This is a genomic window from Kluyvera fluvialis (genome assembly GCF_059725275.1).
On record NZ_AP046142.1, the window covers coordinates 4,023,888 to 4,041,824 of the forward strand.

Below are 17,937 nucleotides of genomic sequence, written 5' to 3' on the forward strand. Positions count from 1 at the left end.
GTAAGCCGCCATCAGGCATGGTGTTTAGTGTCTACGCCACCTGAAATGCAATATCACGTAGCGTTTCCTGTGTGCGCCAGCTAAGTGGTATAGTGGTTTTATTTGCATATTCAAAATAGCGAAATGACCGATAATTCTCTGAAATATAAAATAATATTTAATGATATAAGAAGCAAAATCATTACAGGTTATTATAGTATCAACCAGCAACTTCCTCTGGAAAAGGAGCTGGGCAGCCTCTATAACGCCAGCAGAATTACGGTCAAAAAAGCGATGGATTTACTGGTCAACGACGGGCTTATTATTAAGCGCAGGGGCGTCGGGTCGTTTGTTAAGGGCGCAGCCTCGCTGGCAGGAAATATGCCGCTGAACAGCAAAAATTTCGGTTTTTCTGCGGCTCACCCAGAAGAATCGGTATCAACCAAACTGGTTCAGTTTAGCGTCGTCCACCCTCAAGAAAATAGCGTTAAATATCTTCATATCGACTCCAACGATTTTGTTTATCAGTTTATTCGTGTCCGTTACGTTGATAAGCAACCTTATTGCATTGAATATACCGATATTCCCGTAACGCTCTTTCCCGGTATTCGTATCGATAATCTGATGGACTCGGTTTATCGCTATATTGAAGTCGAAACTAATTTCTCCATCCAAAGCCAGCACCAGACTTTACGGGCATGTCGAGCCAATACGCTGGAAGTGGAGAATCTCGCGATTAATCCCGTCGATCCCATCATGGAAATTGAGCAAGTGTCGTATCTGGATAATGGCCTGCCGTTTGAATACAGCATTATCCACTACCGTCACGATCGCTACGAACTTCAGCACGTCAATATTAATAGTTAAAATAGATATCCTCCGGCATAGCCGGAGGTTTTTCAGATAGGTTACACCCGTAAATTGTGCGTAATGCCAGCACGACTTCGAATAAAAGGATCAGAACCAGGTTTCAAGTTGCACACCAAACAGCAGAACGCCGCCATTACGATAACCCTCGCTACCCAATGTATCGGAGGTAGAGTAGTTATCCAACGACTTATCCCAGTTCATGTAAGTTGCGAAAAAGCGAATTTCCGGGCGCTCAAATAAATCGGTGACATTATGCATTTTAAAGGTTGGGGCAAAGGTTAATTTCATATAACTACCGTTGACCGACTGACGACCATTAAAGCCCTTAGGGTCGATATTCATATATTGATAACTAGCTTCATATTGCAGGGCGAAGTTTTGGTTGATCTCCTGAATAAACCGCGAGTTAAGGGTTACCCAAAAATAGTGGTCGTCACTGAGATAACGGTTATTGCTGCTTTGTGTAACCAGCAATGGTGCCCAACTGAATTGGCCGTTAAGTGGCGTGACTCCGTAAGAGGCAAATTTGACGGTCCAGGCATCGTCAATCAAGTAACCATCAGAACCCGGACCGCGAACTTCCGCGCCAAGTCCTTTGCCGTACAGTAGCACGGTCTTTGACGAACCAGGCCCCAATCCGTAAAAACTGTCGCCATGATAAGCCAGCATGGTATTAATACCGCTCGACGCGGCCTTATCCGTCGCCAGACCATCATTAATCCGTTTATTATTATCTTTCGCGTAAAGACCATTGAGCATCCATTGCCACGGCCCAAGTCGGTTATTCAACGTAAATGTGTAGTTCTGAATAAAGGTATTATCCGCTCCGGTCATGTTGTTATATTCAACATTTTCCATGGTATCGATATCATCAAAGTTACGCCCATAGACCGAGAAATTCGTTTTAACATCCCCCCAAAAATTGACGTCGTAAACTCCGGCGCCGGTGCCGATCAGGTTCATCATATCGGAATCAAGCCAATGGATATCGAAGTTGTCGCGATCTTCACGTTTTCCCGCCCACAAGGTCGCTTTTTGAAATGGCCCGCTAAAGGTTGGCATATCGCTCATTTCAACAAAAGCCTGCCGCACATTCATCTGTCCGTTAAAAGAGCTGTCGGTATTGTAAGTTTTATCCCATTCAGCAATTTTCATGTAGTAACGCAGTTTTGCATTATTTTCATACTGACGGAGATAATTCATATCTGCCGTCACATAAGTATCAGACTCATTGCCCAGGCGCCCAACGCTACCGCCAGAGCTACCGGCTGGCGTCATTGAAGGGCCGACAGTGGTGGTGTTGCCCTGCTTACTGCTGAGAATGCCAGTGCGCGCGTAGCCGCCAAATTTCAGCTCCGTCATTTGCCCGCCCGAAGCCTCTTGACTAAAAGCTGGAGACGTTGTCAGCGCAATGTCGCTGTGAGGTTGTCGCACGGTGCGTAATTCTTCCTGCGCTTGTGCCGCACTTCGCTCCGCCGCTGCGGCTCGCTTTTCGGCCTGATTGATTTTCTGTTCCGCCAGCGATAATTGCGATCGTGACTGATGGAGTTCTTGCTCTAGTTTTTCCAGACGCGCACTAATGTCACTCAGAGTCAGTTCTGCGCTGTACCCAACGCAGGGTAAAAGTAATGCACCAAAGGCAAGATTATTTATTTTCATTGTATTTTCTCATAAGCCAGCAGACGTGCGCGGGCAATAAGAAACCCTACGCACTACTGCGCATATATAATCATTAATAATTAGCGAATTACGCTATGCTATTATTATTTAATTTCACTTTATTATCCGTGGGCGATTTATTCACATTGACCAACAGGGAGGTTAAAGTAAAGGCGAAAATAAATACCGCGATCCCCACACAGACATAACTTACGACCTGGTAGCGGTCATAGATATACATTAACGGTGATAACAACACTGCCAGACCGTAAGAATTGGCTTTGACCGATAATAAAGAGAGCACCATTCCGCCCAGCGCCGAGCTGGTTAACATGATGGCGATAGCACGAACGCCGGAGCGCATCACAATCCCAAATAGCGCAGGTTCTGAAACCCCTAATAACTGAGTGGCAGTAGCGGAAACCCCCGCCGTTTTAAATGCCGGATTACGGGATTTCAAAGAGATCGCCAGACATACGGCGGCATTGGCAAAACCATACATCGCGCAAACGGTGATGAGCGGGTTAAAACCCGTACCAGCAATAAGTGAGGTTTCAATCATGATGAACATATGGTGCATACCGGTCATCACCGCAATAGGATAGATAAACCCGATCAGCAAACCACCAATACCCGCAGGCAAGGAGAGGAACTTCTGAATTGCCTGAATCGCATAATATTCAAAACCGTGTACCAGTGGCCCCAACACCAGCAAAGCGATGATCACCGATAATAAGATCACGACAAATGGCGTGAAGATCAGATCCATCGAGTTCGGCATAATTCTGCGCAGAACAATCTCTAATTTTGCGCCGATAATCCCAGTGATCAACGCTGTCAAAATCGATCCCTGATAACCCACCAGTGGAATAAAACCAAACACGTAGATAGGGCTGGCATGACCATAAGCCACCTCATAGGCGTTAGGCAACGCAGGAGAGACGAGCATCAGACCAATAAGAAAACCGATAATTGGCATACCGCCGAATTTTTTAAATGCAGACCAACAAATAAACGCCGCCAAAAACGCAAACGAGGTATCACATAATACAGTCGCTAACGTTTTCAGATATAGGGGGATATTTTCAGTATTACTACCAAAATAGGCCAGCACAGTGTCATTGAATAAGACCCCTTTCAGGCCGAGGAAAAGGCCGGTTGCGCCAAGTATGGGGACAATTGGCACAAAAACGTCGGATAAATTACGAATTCCCCGCTGTAGCGGGTTTCCGCTCTGGCATGTCATCTCGTCTTTGCTCACCTCACTGACATTAAATGCAGCGGCCAACTCACTATAGACTTTATTGACAATTCCGACGCCGAGTATAATTTGATATTGCCCAGAATTAAAAAAAACGCCTTTTACTTCACTAATATTGCGAATTTTTTCATCATCAATACGTTTTCGGTCTTTGACCTGCAAGCGTAAACGTGTGGCACAGTGCGTTGCTGATATAATATTTTCAACACCAATGACATTGACTATTTCGACAGCTATATTTTTAAACTTGCTCATTTTCACATCCCTTTAATAAGAATGGTCTGGTAAGGTTGCAGACAAGAATTGACGCTATCATAGTTATTAAGCAGCACTTCACCTGTGGGTATCATATAAGGCAGAGGCTGGTCGCTCATATTGGTTATGGAGATAAACCGCTGGCTTCCCGCGCTTCTTACATAAGCAATAATGTCATCGGCTTCCGTTTCCAGTGGCGTGAATGCCCCGTAAATCAGCACGTCCGGGAAAATTTTATTACGCAGTTCAATCATTCGTTGATAGAAGTGGAACACCGAATTTGTCTGTTGCAGCTGATCTTCAGCATTGACGGTAAAGTCGCGGGTGGAAAATTCTAGCCATGGCTGCGCACCGTCATTGAAACCACCATAACTATTGTTCGCCCACGGCATAGGGGTACGCGTGTTATCGCGGGAGCGCTGGTTAACAAACGCCAGAGACTGTTCCGGGGTAAAGCCTTCGGCTATTGCACGGTGATAATTATCAATACTGGATATGTCATTAAATTGTTCAATACTGTCACGGCTGAAGTTGGTCATCCCCAACTCCTGACCTTGATAAATATACGGGGTTCCATGCATAAAGAAATACATTGCCGCCAGCGCTTTCGCCCCTGTCGCATTATGGAAATCAGGATTGCGAATCAACTTTGAGAGCGCACGAGGTTGATCATGGTTTTCAATAAAGGTAGTGCCCCAGCCAGAGTTAATAAATGCCTTCTGGCTGGCAAACAACGTTTCTTTAAACTCTTTCACCGTCCAGTGACGGCGGCGGAACCATTCGGAACCGCTTTCCACATCTATATCAGCGGCGTGAAAATCAAAAATCATATCGAAGTAACCATCAGGGCCGATAAAACGATCGTACTCCGCCAAAGAAACTCCCGGCGCTTCCCCCACCGTGACACAGGCAAAACGGTGGAAAGTCCGCGCTTTTAACTCATTGAGGAAAACCTCAATCCCCGGACGATTACGCGATTTCTTTTTGATGGAAACCAGACCATCAACTCCGTCGGTAGGCAGGGAACCATAATCCTGATCCTTTTTAATAAAGGTAATCGCATCCACCCTAAATCCCGCAATACCTTTTTCCAGCCACCAATTGATCATGGTGTAGATCTCTTCACGCAACGCCGGGTTTTCCCAATTCAGATCCGGCTGTTTGCGATGGAAGGTATGCAGATAGTATTTATCTTCACCAGGTACTTTTTCCCACGCGCTACCACCGAAAATCGATCGCCAGTTATTCGGTGCTGCGCCAGCAATGCCAGATTTGAAAATATAGTAATCGCGATAGGGAGAAAGCGGCTGTGCCAGCGCATCCTGAAACCACGGATGCTCGTCACTGGTATGGTTCACCACCAGGTCGATCATTATCTGAATACCGTGCGCACGGGCTTGTACGATCAGATCGTCGACATCCTGCATCGAACCAAAATCCGGGTTCACCGCATAATAATCGGCAATATCATAGCCATTATCCGCCATCGGCGATTGATAAAAAGGCGACACCCAGATCATGGTGATACCGAGTTTTTGCAAATAGGGCAGCTTAGCGATGATGCCTTTAATGTCGCCAATGCCGTCGTTATTGCTGTCATAAAAGCTCTTCGGATAGACCTGATAGATTACTGCTTCTTTCCACCATACCTGGTGAATGGATGACTCTGACATAATTCCCTCTCTGGATATGAAATCGATACCATATTGTTTGAAAAAAAATTCAAGCTGACTGGCGGATCACCAGTTCAGGTTTCAGCAGCGCGGCATCGTACTGATACTTCTGGCCATGAATTAACGCCAACAAGTACTCCGCAGACACCTTGCCCAACGCAGCAATCGGCTGGCTAACCGTGGTTAACGGGATATTGAGCATTTCGGCGACAGGCAGATTATCAAAGCCGACGACCGCAATATTTTCCGGCACTCGTAGACCGTTCGCCGTCAACGTGGAGATAATCCCGCAGGCAACTTCGTCACTCCCCGCAAAGATGGCATCAGGACGCAGGGGCATTTGCAGTATTTCTCTGGCTATCGCCTGACCATCCTGGTAGGTATGTTGATGGCGGAAAAGCCACTCTTCGTTAACGGTCAAACCCGCTTCTTTCATCGCTGTCAAAAAACCGCTATTTCTGCGGCTACCGTGGCCTTTTTGCTGAAAGCCACCGCCGGTAGAGTACGCAATATGGCGATAACCTTTTGCGATCAAATAGTGGATCGCATGATAAGTCGCACTCCTGTCATCCACCCGAACAGCGGGCAACATTGAGGTTTCACTGCCAGCATTACACAAAAGGATTGGCCCATATTTTTGATATTCTTCAATTACCTGGGGTTCACTTTCCACGGCACAGAGGATCAGACCGTCGATTATTTTTTTCTTTAATAAATCAAGGCAGTTTTTTTCTTCGCCGGGGCTATTGTGGTTCTGGACTATCAGCACCGAGTAGCCATTTTTACGCGCGGTACTTTCAAGCGCATCAACTAAGCTGGCGAAAAAGGGGTTGGTGATCCGCGAAATCAGCACGCCAATACGTTGGCTTTTGACGCCACGCATTTGCTGCGCTGCCGTGCTGGGTTCATAATCCAGCGCCTTCATGGCTGACAGAATTTTTTCTCTTTTATCATCAGAGATATAGGGATGATTATTAAGAAATCGTGAGACGGTGGTGACTGATAAACCCGCTTTTTCAGCGACATCTTTGATAGTAGCCATAGTAAATTATGAAATCGATATCAGAATGCTCACGAAAATAAGGGATAACGAAGGCGTAAAGCAATACAATTTATTGAAAACATGATTAGCCTCACAAAATGTTTAGCGACAAATTTTTTATATCTCATTTAACAAAAATGATCCCGCCCGAAACCCTTTCTATTTTCGTTCTTTGACTATTCCTCGGGTCTAAAAATTATGTTTTAATTTGCTAAACCGGTTTAACAAAGTTTAGCCAGAAAGGATTAACCATGAACAGAAAAGTATGGGTTATCGGCGATGCAGTCGTTGATTTGCTGCCGGAAAGCGAAGGATGTTTGCGAAAATGCCCCGGTGGCGCGCCCGCAAATGTGGCTGTAGGTATTGCTCGACTCGGTGGTAATAGCGGTTTTATCGGCCGTGTTGGCGATGACCCTTTTGGTCATTTCATGCACAGCACACTGAGGCAGGAAAATGTAGATATTGCGCATATGTCTTTTGATAGCGAACAGCGCACCTCTACCGTGGTAGTTGATCTTAATGAGCAGGGTGAACGAACTTTTACTTTTATGGTGCGCCCCAGCGCCGATTTGTTTTTACAGCAAAGCGATCTCCCGACATTTTCCGCTGAACAATGGCTCCATATTTGCTCTATTGCACTGAGTGCGGAACCCAGTCGAAGCACCACGTTCGCCGCGATAGATAAGATAAAAAGTGCGGGGGGATACCTCAGTTTCGATCCCAATATTCGAACCGATCTATGGTCAGATCAGCAGCAACTACGTGAGAATATTGAACGTGCGCTAACTCTGGCGAATGTGGTTAAGCTGTCGGAGGAAGAACTGTTTTTTATTAGCGGCCACGACGTATTGCTTGAAGGGATTACCCAACTGGTGCAACGTTTCAAATTAGAACTCTTGCTGGTTACAAGGGGGAAAGAGGGGGTATCCGTTGCCTTCCGTGGGCAAATTATTGATTACCCTTCTCGTCCGACAATCAGTATTGATACGACGGGTGCTGGCGATGCCTTTGTCGCCGGTCTGCTTTTCAGTCTTGCAACTCATGGGATGCCGGATAATTTACAAACACTGGAACAAGATATCAGGCTGGCACAAACCTGCGGCGCACTGGCAACAACCGCTAAAGGCGCAATGACCGCCCTTCCCCGCATGGATGAGCTATTGGCTCGTTTTCGCCTTGAAGACACCGATAACAACGCGTATGCCGGATCGGTTCAAAACATGATGGTAGATTAACAGGTCGCATTCCCGACATTTTCAATTTAAATTAAACCGGTTTAGCCGATTTCATTTCATGCAGCAGAAAATATCTCTGCTGCAAAAATAAAAATGGGTACGAAATAATGTCACTACCATCACATTTGCCTGCTATTTTACACGCGATTACACAAAATCGCCCACGCGCGCTGGCCGATAATCATTATCCTCAGTGGCATCATGCTCCCGTTACCGGGCTAATGAATGATCCCAACGGATTTATTCAGTTTGCCGGACAGTACCACCTATTTTATCAGTGGAACCCGCTCGCCTGCGATCATTCCTTCAAGTGTTGGGGACACTGGACTTCCTTCGACCTCGTGCATTGGCGACATGAGCCTATCGCCCTTTTGCCTGACGAAGAGTATGACCGTAATGGCTGCTACTCCGGTAGCGCCGTTGAACAGGACGGGATGCTGAGACTTTGCTACACCGGTAACGTGAAATTTGCTGACGGTAGCCGTACCGCCTGGCAGTGTATGGCGACACAGAATGCCGACGGTACTTTTAGCAAACAAGGCCCCGTGTTGCCCCTCCCTGAGGGATATACCGGGCATGTTCGCGATCCAAAAGTCTGGCAGCACAACGACCGCTGGTACATGGTGCTGGGCGCTCAGGATTTACAGCATCGCGGTAAAGTGCTGCTGTTTAGTTCCACCGATTTGCAGCAATGGCATAGTCATGGCGAAATTGCTGGCTACGGCCACAGTGGCCTGGAAGAGAGCGGCTATATGTGGGAGTGTCCCGATCTGTTCCCGCTCGGTGAGGAACATATACTGATTTGTTGCCCACAGGGTTTGCCTCGTGAAGCGCGTCGCTTCCTCAATACCTACCCTGTCGTGTGGATGCGGGGTCACTTTGACTATGTCCACGCCACATTGGATTATGGCCCACTGCATGAAGTCGACAGCGGCTTCGAATTCTATGCGCCACAAACCATGATGTCAGAGGATGGACGCCGCTTACTGGTGGGTTGGATGGGCGTTCCTGACGGAGAAGAGACGAGCCAGCCAACGTGCGAGCAAGGTTGGATCCATCAGATGACCTGTTTACGTGAACTGAGCTGGCACAACGGCACGCTGTATCAACGTCCGCTGCGAGAATTAACCACCTTACGCGGCGAAATGCATCAGTGGCAGGGAAACACGCTGTCACTACAGCCAGCAGAATTATCGTTTGAGATTGCCTCGGGTAGCGAAATGGCGCTCGACTTCGCCGGCGTATTGACCCTCACCGTTAACAGCGACGGGCTTCAACTTGCGCGCCCAAGCCTCCAGTCTGCTGAAATGCACCATCGTTACTGGAGAGGTACGGTGCGCAGTTTGCAGATCCTGATTGACCGTTCCAGCGTAGAGATTTTCATCAACGATGGTGAAGGTGTGATGAGCAGCCGCTTCTTCCCCAGCTATCCCGGACAACTCACTTTCAGTGGCTCGATGCCCGTGGCATTCCGTTACTGGTTACTACGGTCATGCATGATAGAATACGCGCCTTAAATTACAGTTTCTTTTGCGATGATGAAAACCAAACGCGTTACGATACAAGATATTGCCAACATGGCTGGGGTCTCAAAAGCGACCGCTAGCCTGGTACTTAATGGTCGAGGTAAAGAGCTACGCGTTGCGCAAGAGACGCGTAAACGCGTGCTGGCTATCGCTCGCGAACAACATTATCAACCGAGCATTCACGCCCGCTCGTTACGCGATAATCGCAGCCATACCATTGGTCTTATCGTGCCGGAAATCACTAATTATGGGTTTGCCGTTTTCTCACACGAGCTGGAGATGCTGTGCCGTGAGGCCGGCGTCCAATTAATTATTGCCTGCACTGATGAAAACCCCGCCCAGGAGAGCATCGCAGTTAACAATATGGTTGCCCGCCAGGTTGATGGTTTGATTGTCGCATCCTGTCTGTATAGCGATGCCGACTACCTAAAACTGAGCGAGCAGTTACCCATCGTGTTGTTTGACCGCCGTCCAGGCGGAAGCACCTTACCCCTGGTGATGACCGACTCCATCGCCCCGACGACAGAACTGATATCGCGCATTGCACCGCTGCATAAAGATGAATTCTGGTTTCTCGGAGGTCAGCCTCGATTATCGCCCACCCAGGACCGGTTGGCCGGGTTCACTGAGGGGTTGATGAAGGCAGGCGTTGCTCTGCAACCCGAATGGGTGAGTCATGGTAACTACCATCCAAGCTCTGGCTATGAGATGTTTGCGGCGCTCTGCGCGCGCCTCGGACGGCCGCCGAAAGCGGTGTTCACCGCAGCCTGTGGGTTACTGGAGGGGGTGCTGCGCTATATGAGTCAGCATCATTTGTTGGCTTCCGATATCCATCTGGCCAGTTTCGACGATCATTATTTGTATGATTCTCTCTCCCTGCGCGTTGATACTATCCGGCAGGACAATCGCCAGTTAGCCTGGCACTGCTATGATCTCGTAAGCCATCTCATTGATGGAAAAACACCGCAGACACTACAGCGTTTTCTACCTGCAACTTTGCAGATTCGTTATCAGTAATCCCGCCCGGCCTTCAGCGCTATCCAAAAAAAAACGACCCTAAGAAAGGGTCGTTCGTCGCTCATAAACCCGGTATTCCGTTCACTTAACCTATCTTAAGTGAACGGGCTTAACCGTTAAGCCGCTTTTTCAGCGCAGAAGTATTACTTCTTCTTCGCTTTCGGATTCGGCAGGTCAGTAATGCTACCTTCGTACACTTCTGCGGCCAGGCCAACAGATTCGTGCAGGGTCGGGTGAGCATGGATGGTCAGCGCGATATCTTCGGCATCACAACCCATTTCGATAGCCAGACCGATTTCACCCAGCAGCTCGCCGCCGTTAGTACCGACAATCGCACCACCGATAACACGGTGAGATTCTTTGTCGAAGATCAGTTTGGTCATACCGTCTGCGCAGTCGGAAGCGATAGCACGGCCAGAAGCAGCCCACGGGAAGGTGGCGGTTTCGTAGCTGATGCCTTTTTCTTTCGCTTCTTTCTCGGTCAGGCCAACCCATGCCACTTCTGGTTCAGTGTAGGCAATAGATGGAATGACTTTCGGGTCGAAGTAGTGTTTCTTACCGGCGATAACTTCAGCGGCAACGTGACCTTCGTGAACACCTTTGTGCGCCAGCATTGGCTGACCGACGATATCGCCGATAGCAAAGATGTGCGGCACGTTAGTGCGCAGCTGTTTGTCAACGCGGATGAAGCCACGGTCGTCCACTTCCACGCCAGCTTTGCCCGCGTCGAGGTTTTTACCGTTCGGCACACGGCCAATCGCAACCAGCACGGCGTCGTAGCGCTGCGCTTCTTTAGGCGCTTTTTTGCCTTCCATGGAAACGTAAATACCGTCTTCTTTCGCTTCAACGGCAGTTACTTTGGTTTCCAGCATCAGGTTGAATTTCTTGCTGATGCGCTTGGTGAAGACTTTCACCACGTCTTTGTCGGCAGCCGGGATAACCTGGTCGAACATTTCAACCACGTCAATCTCTGAACCCAGCGCGTGATATACGGTCCCCATTTCCAGACCGATGATACCACCGCCCATAACCAGCAGACGTTTAGGAACTTCTTTCAGTTCCAGAGCATCAGTGGAGTCCCACACACGAGGATCTTCATGTGGAATGAATGGCAGTTCGATCGGACGGGAGCCCGCCGCGATGATCGCGTTGTCGAAGTTGATCACGGTTTTGCCGTTTTCGCCTTCAACTTCCAGGGTGTTAGCCCCGGTAAATTTACCCAGACCGTTGACCACTTTCACTTTACGGCCTTTCGCCATACCAGCCAGACCACCGGTCAGCTGCGTGATCACTTTCTCTTTCCAGGTACGAATTTTGTCGATATCGGTTTTCGGCTCGCCGAAGACGATACCGTGCTCAGCCATTGCTTTGGCTTCTTCGATAACTTTTGCTACGTGCAGCAGTGCTTTAGAAGGGATACAGCCGACGTTCAGACAAACACCACCGAGGGTGCTGTAACGTTCTACGATGACGGTCTCCAGACCTAAATCCGCGCAACGGAAAGCAGCAGAGTAGCCTGCCGGGCCCGCCCCAAGTACCACGACCTGAGTTTTAATTTCAGTACTCATCATGACCTCTTAATTATTTCCGGCGGTCCTGGGTACTCTTGTCGCCCATATCCACCGGGACGTTCTATCCGTGTTTATAGTACAAAATTGTTAACAATTTTGAAACAACAAACGGCAAACGAATTTGTCCTTTATTGCTGATAACCCCAAAAATACGAAGAGATTATCAGAAAAAAGCCGGCCGTCAGGCCGGCTTTTTCAATTACATCACCAGCCGACGAATGTCAGACAGGGTGTTGTTGATGATGGTAATGAAGCGCGCACCATCAGCACCGTCAATCACACGGTGGTCGAAGGACAGAGAAATCGGCATCATCAGACGCGGAACGAACTCTTTCCCATTCCATACCGGCTCCATTGCCGATTTGGACACACCGAGGATAGCCACTTCCGGCGCGTTCACAATCGGAGCGAAGTGGGTAGTCCCCAGACCGCCGATGCTAGAGATAGTGAAGCAACCGCCCTGCATTTCGCCAGCAGTCAGCTTACCATCACGCGCTTTCTTGGAGATGGTGGTCAGTTCACGAGACAGCTCGGTGATGCTCTTCTTGTTCACGTCTTTAAAGACTGGAACCACCAGGCCGTTCGGGGTATCAACTGCCACACCGATGTTGATGTATTTCTTCAGCGTCAGACGCTGGCCGTCTTCAGACAGGGAGCTGTTGAAGCGTGGCATCTGCTCAAGCGCCGCAGCAACCGCCTTCATGATGAAGACCACTGGGGTGAATTTCACGTCCAGTTTGCGTTTCTCAGCTTCTGCGTTCTGCTGTTTACGGAACGCTTCCAGGTCAGTGATATCGGTTTTGTCGAAGTGGGTAACGTGCGGGATCATCACCCAGTTACGGCTCAGGTTAGCACCAGAGATTTTCTGGATACGACCCAGTTCCACTTCTTCGATTTCACCAAACTTGCTGAAGTCCACTTTCGGCCATGGCAGCATCCCAGGGATACCACCACCAGCCGCCGCCGGTGCTGCGTCAGCGCGTTTAATAGCGTCTTTCACGTAAGCCTGTACGTCTTCGCGCAGGATACGGCCTTTACGACCCGTGCCCTTCACTTTCGCCAAGTTAACACCGAACTCGCGCGCCAGGCGACGAATCACCGGAGTTGCGTGAACGTAAGCGTCGTTTTCTGCGAAGTCAGATTTGCCTTCAGCTTTCGCCGCAGGCGCCGGAGCGGCAGCTTGCGCTGGGGCCGCAGCCGGTGCTGGAGCTGCCGCCTGAGCTGGAGCCGCAGCCGGTGCGGCGCCTTCTACTTCGAAGACCATAATCAGAGAACCGGTTTTCACTTTGTCGCCGGTGCTGATTTTGATTTCTTTTACCGTACCCGCGAACGGAGCCGGAACTTCCATAGAGGCTTTGTCGCCTTCTACGGTGATAAGAGACTGTTCTGCTTCGATTTTGTCGCCAACTTTAACCATCACTTCGGTGACTTCAACTTCGTCACCGCCGATGTCTGGTACGTTAACGTCTTTCGCGCCACCCGCAGCCGCTGGTGCAGCCGCCGCCGGAGCAGCCGCCTGTGCAGGCGCGGCAGCAGGTGCAGAACCCGCCACTTCGAATACCATGATCAGTGAGCCGGTAGACACTTTGTCGCCGGTGTTCACTTTAATTTCTTTCACAGTACCGGCGAACGGTGCTGGGACTTCCATCGAAGCTTTATCGCCTTCTACGGTGATAAGAGACTGTTCAGCGGCAACGGTGTCGCCCACTTTCACCAGGATCTCAGTCACTTCGACTTCATCACCACCGATGTCCGGTACGTGAACGTCTTTTGCCGCTGCCGCAGCAGGTGCTGCTGCCGGAGCTGCTTCTTTCTTCTCTTCTGCCTTAGCAGGTGCAGCATCAGCTGCACCGTCGGCGGAATCGAAAATCATAATAAGTTTACCAGTCTCGGTTTTGTCGCCGACAGAGACTTTAATCTCTTTAACGACGCCAGCCTGTGGAGACGGAACTTCCATAGAGGCTTTGTCACCTTCTACGGTGATAAGCGACTGTTCAGCTTCAACTTTGTCGCCTACTTTGACCAAGATTTCGGTGATTTCAACTTCATCAGACCCGATGTCCGGTACATTGATTTCGATAGCCATTGTTCTTTTACCTCTTACGCCAGACGCGGGTTAACTTTTTCTGCATCGATGTTGAATTTAGTAATTGCGTCAGCAACCACTTTCTTATCGATTTCGCCACGTTTAGCCAGTTCGCCCAGAGCCGCTACAACCACATAAGAAGCGTCAACTTCGAAGTGGTGACGCAGGTTCTCACGGCTGTCGGAACGACCGAAGCCATCAGTACCCAGTACGCGGTAATCGTCAGCTGGAACGTAAGTACGTACCTGCTCAGCGAACAGTTTCATATAGTCAGTAGATGCTACGGCCGGAGCGTCGTTCATCACCTGAGCGATGTACGGAACGCGCGGAGTTTCCATTGGGTGCAGCATGTTCCAGCGTTCACAATCCTGGCCGTCACGCGCCAGTTCAGTGAAGGAGGTTACGCTGTACACATCAGAACCTACGCCGTAGTCTTTCGCCAGGATCTGAGCGGCTTCACGAACGTGACGCAGAATAGAGCCTGAACCCAGCAGCTGAACTTTACCTTTGCTACCTTCGAGGGTTTCGAGTTTGTAGATACCTTTACGGATACCTTCCTCTGCCCCTGCTGGCATTGCCGGCATGTGGTAGTTTTCGTTCAGCGTGGTGATGTAGTAGTAAACGTTCTCTTGTTTCTCACCGTACATACGCTCCAGACCATCGTGCATGATGACCGCAACTTCGTACGCGTAAGACGGATCGTAAGAGATACAGTTCGGGATAGTCAGAGACTGAATGTGGCTGTGACCATCTTCGTGCTGCAAGCCTTCGCCGTTCAGCGTAGTACGACCGGAAGTACCACCGACCAGGAAGCCGCGAGCCTGTTGGTCGCCAGCCTGCCAGCACAGGTCACCGATACGCTGGAACCCGAACATCGAGTAGTAGATGTAGAACGGAATCATCGGCAGGTTGTTAGTGCTGTAAGAGGTCGCAGCCGCCAACCAGGACGCGCCAGCACCCAGTTCGTTAATACCTTCCTGAAGAATCTGACCTTTCTCGTCTTCTTTGTAGTAAGCAACCTGCTCACGGTCTTGCGGGGTGTACTGCTGACCGTTCGGGCTGTAGATACCAATCTGACGGAACAGACCTTCCATACCGAAAGTACGCGCTTCGTCGGCGATGATCGGAACCAGACGGTCTTTAATAGACTTGTTCTTCAGCATCACGTTCAGGGCACGAACGAAAGCGATAGTGGTAGAAATTTCTTTGTTCTGCTCTTCCAGCAGCGGCGCGAAATCTTCCAGCGTTGGCAGCTCAAGCTTCTCGGTGAAGTTCGGCTGACGGCTTGGCAGATAACCGTGCAGTTTCTGACGCTGTGCGTGCAGATAAGTGTGCTCTTCGGAACCTTCAGGGAAGGTCACGTATGGCAGTTTTTCGATGTCTGCATCGGCAACCGGCACGTTGAAACGATCTCGGACGTAGCGTACGCCGTCCATGTTCATTTTCTTAACCTGGTGAGCGATGTTTTTACCTTCAGCGGTATCGCCCATGCCGTAACCTTTAATGGTATGGGCCAGGATTACAGTTGCTTTGCCTTTGGTTTCCTGCGCTTTTTTCAGTGCAGCGTAAACTTTCTTCGGATCATGACCACCACGGTTCAGCGCCCAGATCTGCTCGTCAGTCCAGTCAGCAACCAGTGCAGCGGTTTCTGGATATTTACCGAAGAAGTGTTCACGAACGTAAGCGCCATCTTTGGATTTGAAGGTCTGGTAGTCGCCATCAACGGTTTCGTTCATCAGCTGAATCAGCTTACCGCTGGTGTCTTTACGCAGCAGCTCATCCCAACGACCGCCCCAGATAACCTTGATAACGTTCCAGCCAGCACCCGCGAAGATACCTTCCAGTTCGTTAATGATCTTGCCGTTACCGGTTACTGGGCCATCCAGACGCTGGAGGTTACAGTTGATAACGAAGACCAGGTTGTCCAGTTTTTCGCGGGTGGCGATGGTGATAGCACCCTTGGATTCTGGTTCGTCCATTTCACCGTCGCCCAGGAAGGCGTAAACGGTCTGTTTGGAGGTATCTTTCAGGCCACGGTGTTCCAGATATTTCAGGAATTTAGCCTGGTAGATAGCACCGATTGGACCCAGACCCATTGATACGGTCGGGAACTGCCAGAATTCTGGCATCAGTTTCGGATGCGGGTAAGAGGACAGACCATTACCGTGAACTTCCTGACGGAAGTTGTTCATTTGTTCTTCGGTCAGACGGCCTTCAAGGAACGCACGTGCATAAACGCCCGGAGAGATGTGACCCTGGAAGTACACCAGGTCGCCGCCATCCTGCTCGTTGCGTGCACGGAAGAAGTGGTTGAAGCACACTTCGTAGAAGGTCGCAGAAGACTGGAAGGATGCCATGTGGCCGCCCAGTTCCAGATCTTTTTTGGAGGCGCGCAGAACGGTCATAATCGCGTTCCAGCGGATAGCAGAACGAATACGGCGTTCCAGCTCCAGATTGCCCGGGTATTCCGGTTCATCTTCAACGGCAATAGTGTTGACGTAACCGCTAGTTCCTGCACCTGCCGCTACCTGAACGCCACCTTTACGGGCTTCAGAAAGCAGTTGGTCGATAAGATACTGAGCACGCTCAACACCTTCTTCACGGATGACCGATTCGATCGCCTGTAGCCAGTCGCGAGTTTCGATCGGATCCACGTCATTTGGGAAACGTTCTGACATGGGGGTATTCCTTATCTATCTAGTACGTTGATTTGTCTGGAACCTGTCCCATTGTGCTCTCGCAAAGAACACAATAAGACAGGTTCTGCGTTTAGTTGCTGCGCTCATTTATTGGCGCTTATCACACATCTTTCTGGTAAAACTGCTGCCAGAAAAAACTCAATCCTTTCTCTGCTGGAGGCGGCGTAACGAGCGCTCACGGCGGCTCTGTTCACGGCTTCTGTCCAACAAAATTTCTTCGATAAACGCCAGGTGGCGATGTGACGCTTCACGCGCCTGTTCAGGCTCACCGGCGATAATCGCTTCAAAAATACGGGTACGATGATTGCTGACCAGCGGGAGCATCTCCCGGCGGGCGTACAGCAGTTCAAAGTTTTGGCGAACGTTTTGCGCCAGCATAGGTTCCATACAACGTAGCAGATGTAAGAGAACCACATTATGTGCCGCTTCGGTGACAGCAATTTGATACTGAAGGACGGCATCAGACTCAGCGTCGAGGTCGCCTGATTCTTGAGCCCGTTCAATGGCCTGATGCAGCTCGCGAATACGTACGCGGTCTTCATCAGTACAGCGCAGTGCCGCGTAATAAGCCGCGATACCTTCCAGCGCGTGGCGGGTCTCAAGCAGATCAAACTGAGATTCAGGGTGGTCGGACAAAAGCTCAACCAGCGGATCGCTGAAGCTCTGCCAAAGGCTGCTTTGAACAAAAGTCCCGCCGCCCTGGCGACGAAGCAGAAGCCCCTTAGCTTCAAGGCGTTGAATCGCCTCACGCAGCGAAGGGCGAGAAACGTCGAACTGTTTTGCCAGTTCGCGTTCAGGTGGAAGTTTTTCGCCGGGGCGCAACGTCCCCTCAAGAATCAAAAACTCCAACTGCTGCTCAATCACATCGGATAATTTTGGTTGGCGGATTTTGCTGTAGGCCATAGTTCCCTGTCTCTGCCATTAGCCCGTAGTCAATTGGTCTTACCAATTTCAAGTTCGTAGCGCTAAAGTAACAAAGTATTCACCTTGTGTCCATAAAGGTTTTGATTGAAATCAGTAAACCGGGTGTTTTTTAACAACATTACAGAAGTAACGTTTCAGAA

At 49.6% G+C, this 17,937-nt stretch carries 11 protein-coding genes and 1 pseudogene; 4 read left to right on the forward strand and 8 right to left on the reverse strand.

The features are described from left to right. The first annotated feature begins 123 nt into the window (after positions 1–123). Entirely contained in the window at positions 124–846 is a 723-nt protein-coding gene (locus AC6I4B_RS19100) for a GntR family transcriptional regulator (protein ID WP_497767412.1), read from the forward strand. Positions 847–936: 90 nt separating this feature from the next. On the opposite strand, the gene AC6I4B_RS19105 is transcribed toward AC6I4B_RS19100, so the two are convergent. The 4 genes from AC6I4B_RS19105 to AC6I4B_RS19120 form a co-directional block, all read right to left on the reverse strand. Continuing rightward, positions 937–2,508: a carbohydrate porin gene (locus tag AC6I4B_RS19105; protein WP_497767414.1), complete on the reverse strand. Its 1,572-nt coding sequence runs from the start codon at positions 2,506–2,508 to the stop codon at positions 937–939. A gap of 88 nt (positions 2,509–2,596) precedes the next feature. Beyond that, the gene (locus AC6I4B_RS19110) at positions 2,597–4,024 is read right to left on the reverse strand and encodes a PTS transporter subunit EIIC (protein WP_497767416.1); all 1,428 of its coding nucleotides are present in this window, start codon (positions 4,022–4,024) and stop codon (positions 2,597–2,599) included. A 2-nt stretch (positions 4,025–4,026) separates the two neighbouring features. Beyond that, the gene (locus AC6I4B_RS19115; protein ID WP_497767417.1) at positions 4,027–5,697 is read right to left on the reverse strand and encodes an alpha-glucosidase; all 1,671 of its coding nucleotides are present in this window, start codon (positions 5,695–5,697) and stop codon (positions 4,027–4,029) included. A gap of 49 nt (positions 5,698–5,746) precedes the next feature. Beyond that, positions 5,747–6,739 (reverse strand): LacI family DNA-binding transcriptional regulator, encoded by a 993-nt coding sequence (locus AC6I4B_RS19120; RefSeq protein ID WP_497767419.1) that lies wholly within the window; start codon positions 6,737–6,739, stop codon positions 5,747–5,749. Between the two features lie 251 nt (positions 6,740–6,990). On the opposite strand from AC6I4B_RS19120, the pseudogene cscK reads away from it, so the two are divergent. From cscK to AC6I4B_RS19135, 3 genes and pseudogenes are all read left to right on the forward strand, one after another. Next, positions 6,991–7,899 (forward strand): annotated as a pseudogene (gene cscK, locus AC6I4B_RS19125) (fructokinase); the annotation flags it as partial. A 182-nt stretch (positions 7,900–8,081) separates the two neighbouring features. Beyond that, entirely contained in the window at positions 8,082–9,491 is a 1,410-nt protein-coding gene (locus AC6I4B_RS19130) for a sucrose-6-phosphate hydrolase (RefSeq protein ID WP_497767421.1), read from the forward strand. A 21-nt stretch (positions 9,492–9,512) separates the two neighbouring features. Then, positions 9,513–10,517, forward strand: coding sequence for a LacI family DNA-binding transcriptional regulator (locus tag AC6I4B_RS19135; RefSeq protein ID WP_497772250.1), 1,005 nt, complete (start codon positions 9,513–9,515; stop codon positions 10,515–10,517). Positions 10,518–10,660: 143 nt separating this feature from the next. Here AC6I4B_RS19135 and lpdA read toward each other — a convergent pair whose 3' ends face one another. The 4 genes from lpdA to pdhR form a co-directional block, all read right to left on the reverse strand. Further along, positions 10,661–12,085, reverse strand: coding sequence for a dihydrolipoyl dehydrogenase (gene lpdA, locus AC6I4B_RS19140; protein ID WP_497772251.1), 1,425 nt, complete (start codon positions 12,083–12,085; stop codon positions 10,661–10,663). 202 nt (positions 12,086–12,287) lie between these two features. Next, positions 12,288–14,174: a pyruvate dehydrogenase complex dihydrolipoyllysine-residue acetyltransferase gene (aceF, locus tag AC6I4B_RS19145; RefSeq protein ID WP_497767423.1), complete on the reverse strand. Its 1,887-nt coding sequence runs from the start codon at positions 14,172–14,174 to the stop codon at positions 12,288–12,290. A gap of 14 nt (positions 14,175–14,188) precedes the next feature. Next, positions 14,189–16,852: a pyruvate dehydrogenase (acetyl-transferring), homodimeric type gene (gene aceE, locus AC6I4B_RS19150; protein WP_497767424.1), complete on the reverse strand. Its 2,664-nt coding sequence runs from the start codon at positions 16,850–16,852 to the stop codon at positions 14,189–14,191. A 159-nt stretch (positions 16,853–17,011) separates the two neighbouring features. Next, positions 17,012–17,776, reverse strand: a complete 765-nt coding sequence (gene pdhR, locus AC6I4B_RS19155) for a pyruvate dehydrogenase complex transcriptional repressor PdhR (RefSeq protein WP_497767426.1) — start codon at positions 17,774–17,776, stop codon at positions 17,012–17,014. Positions 17,777–17,937 lie beyond the last annotated feature (161 nt).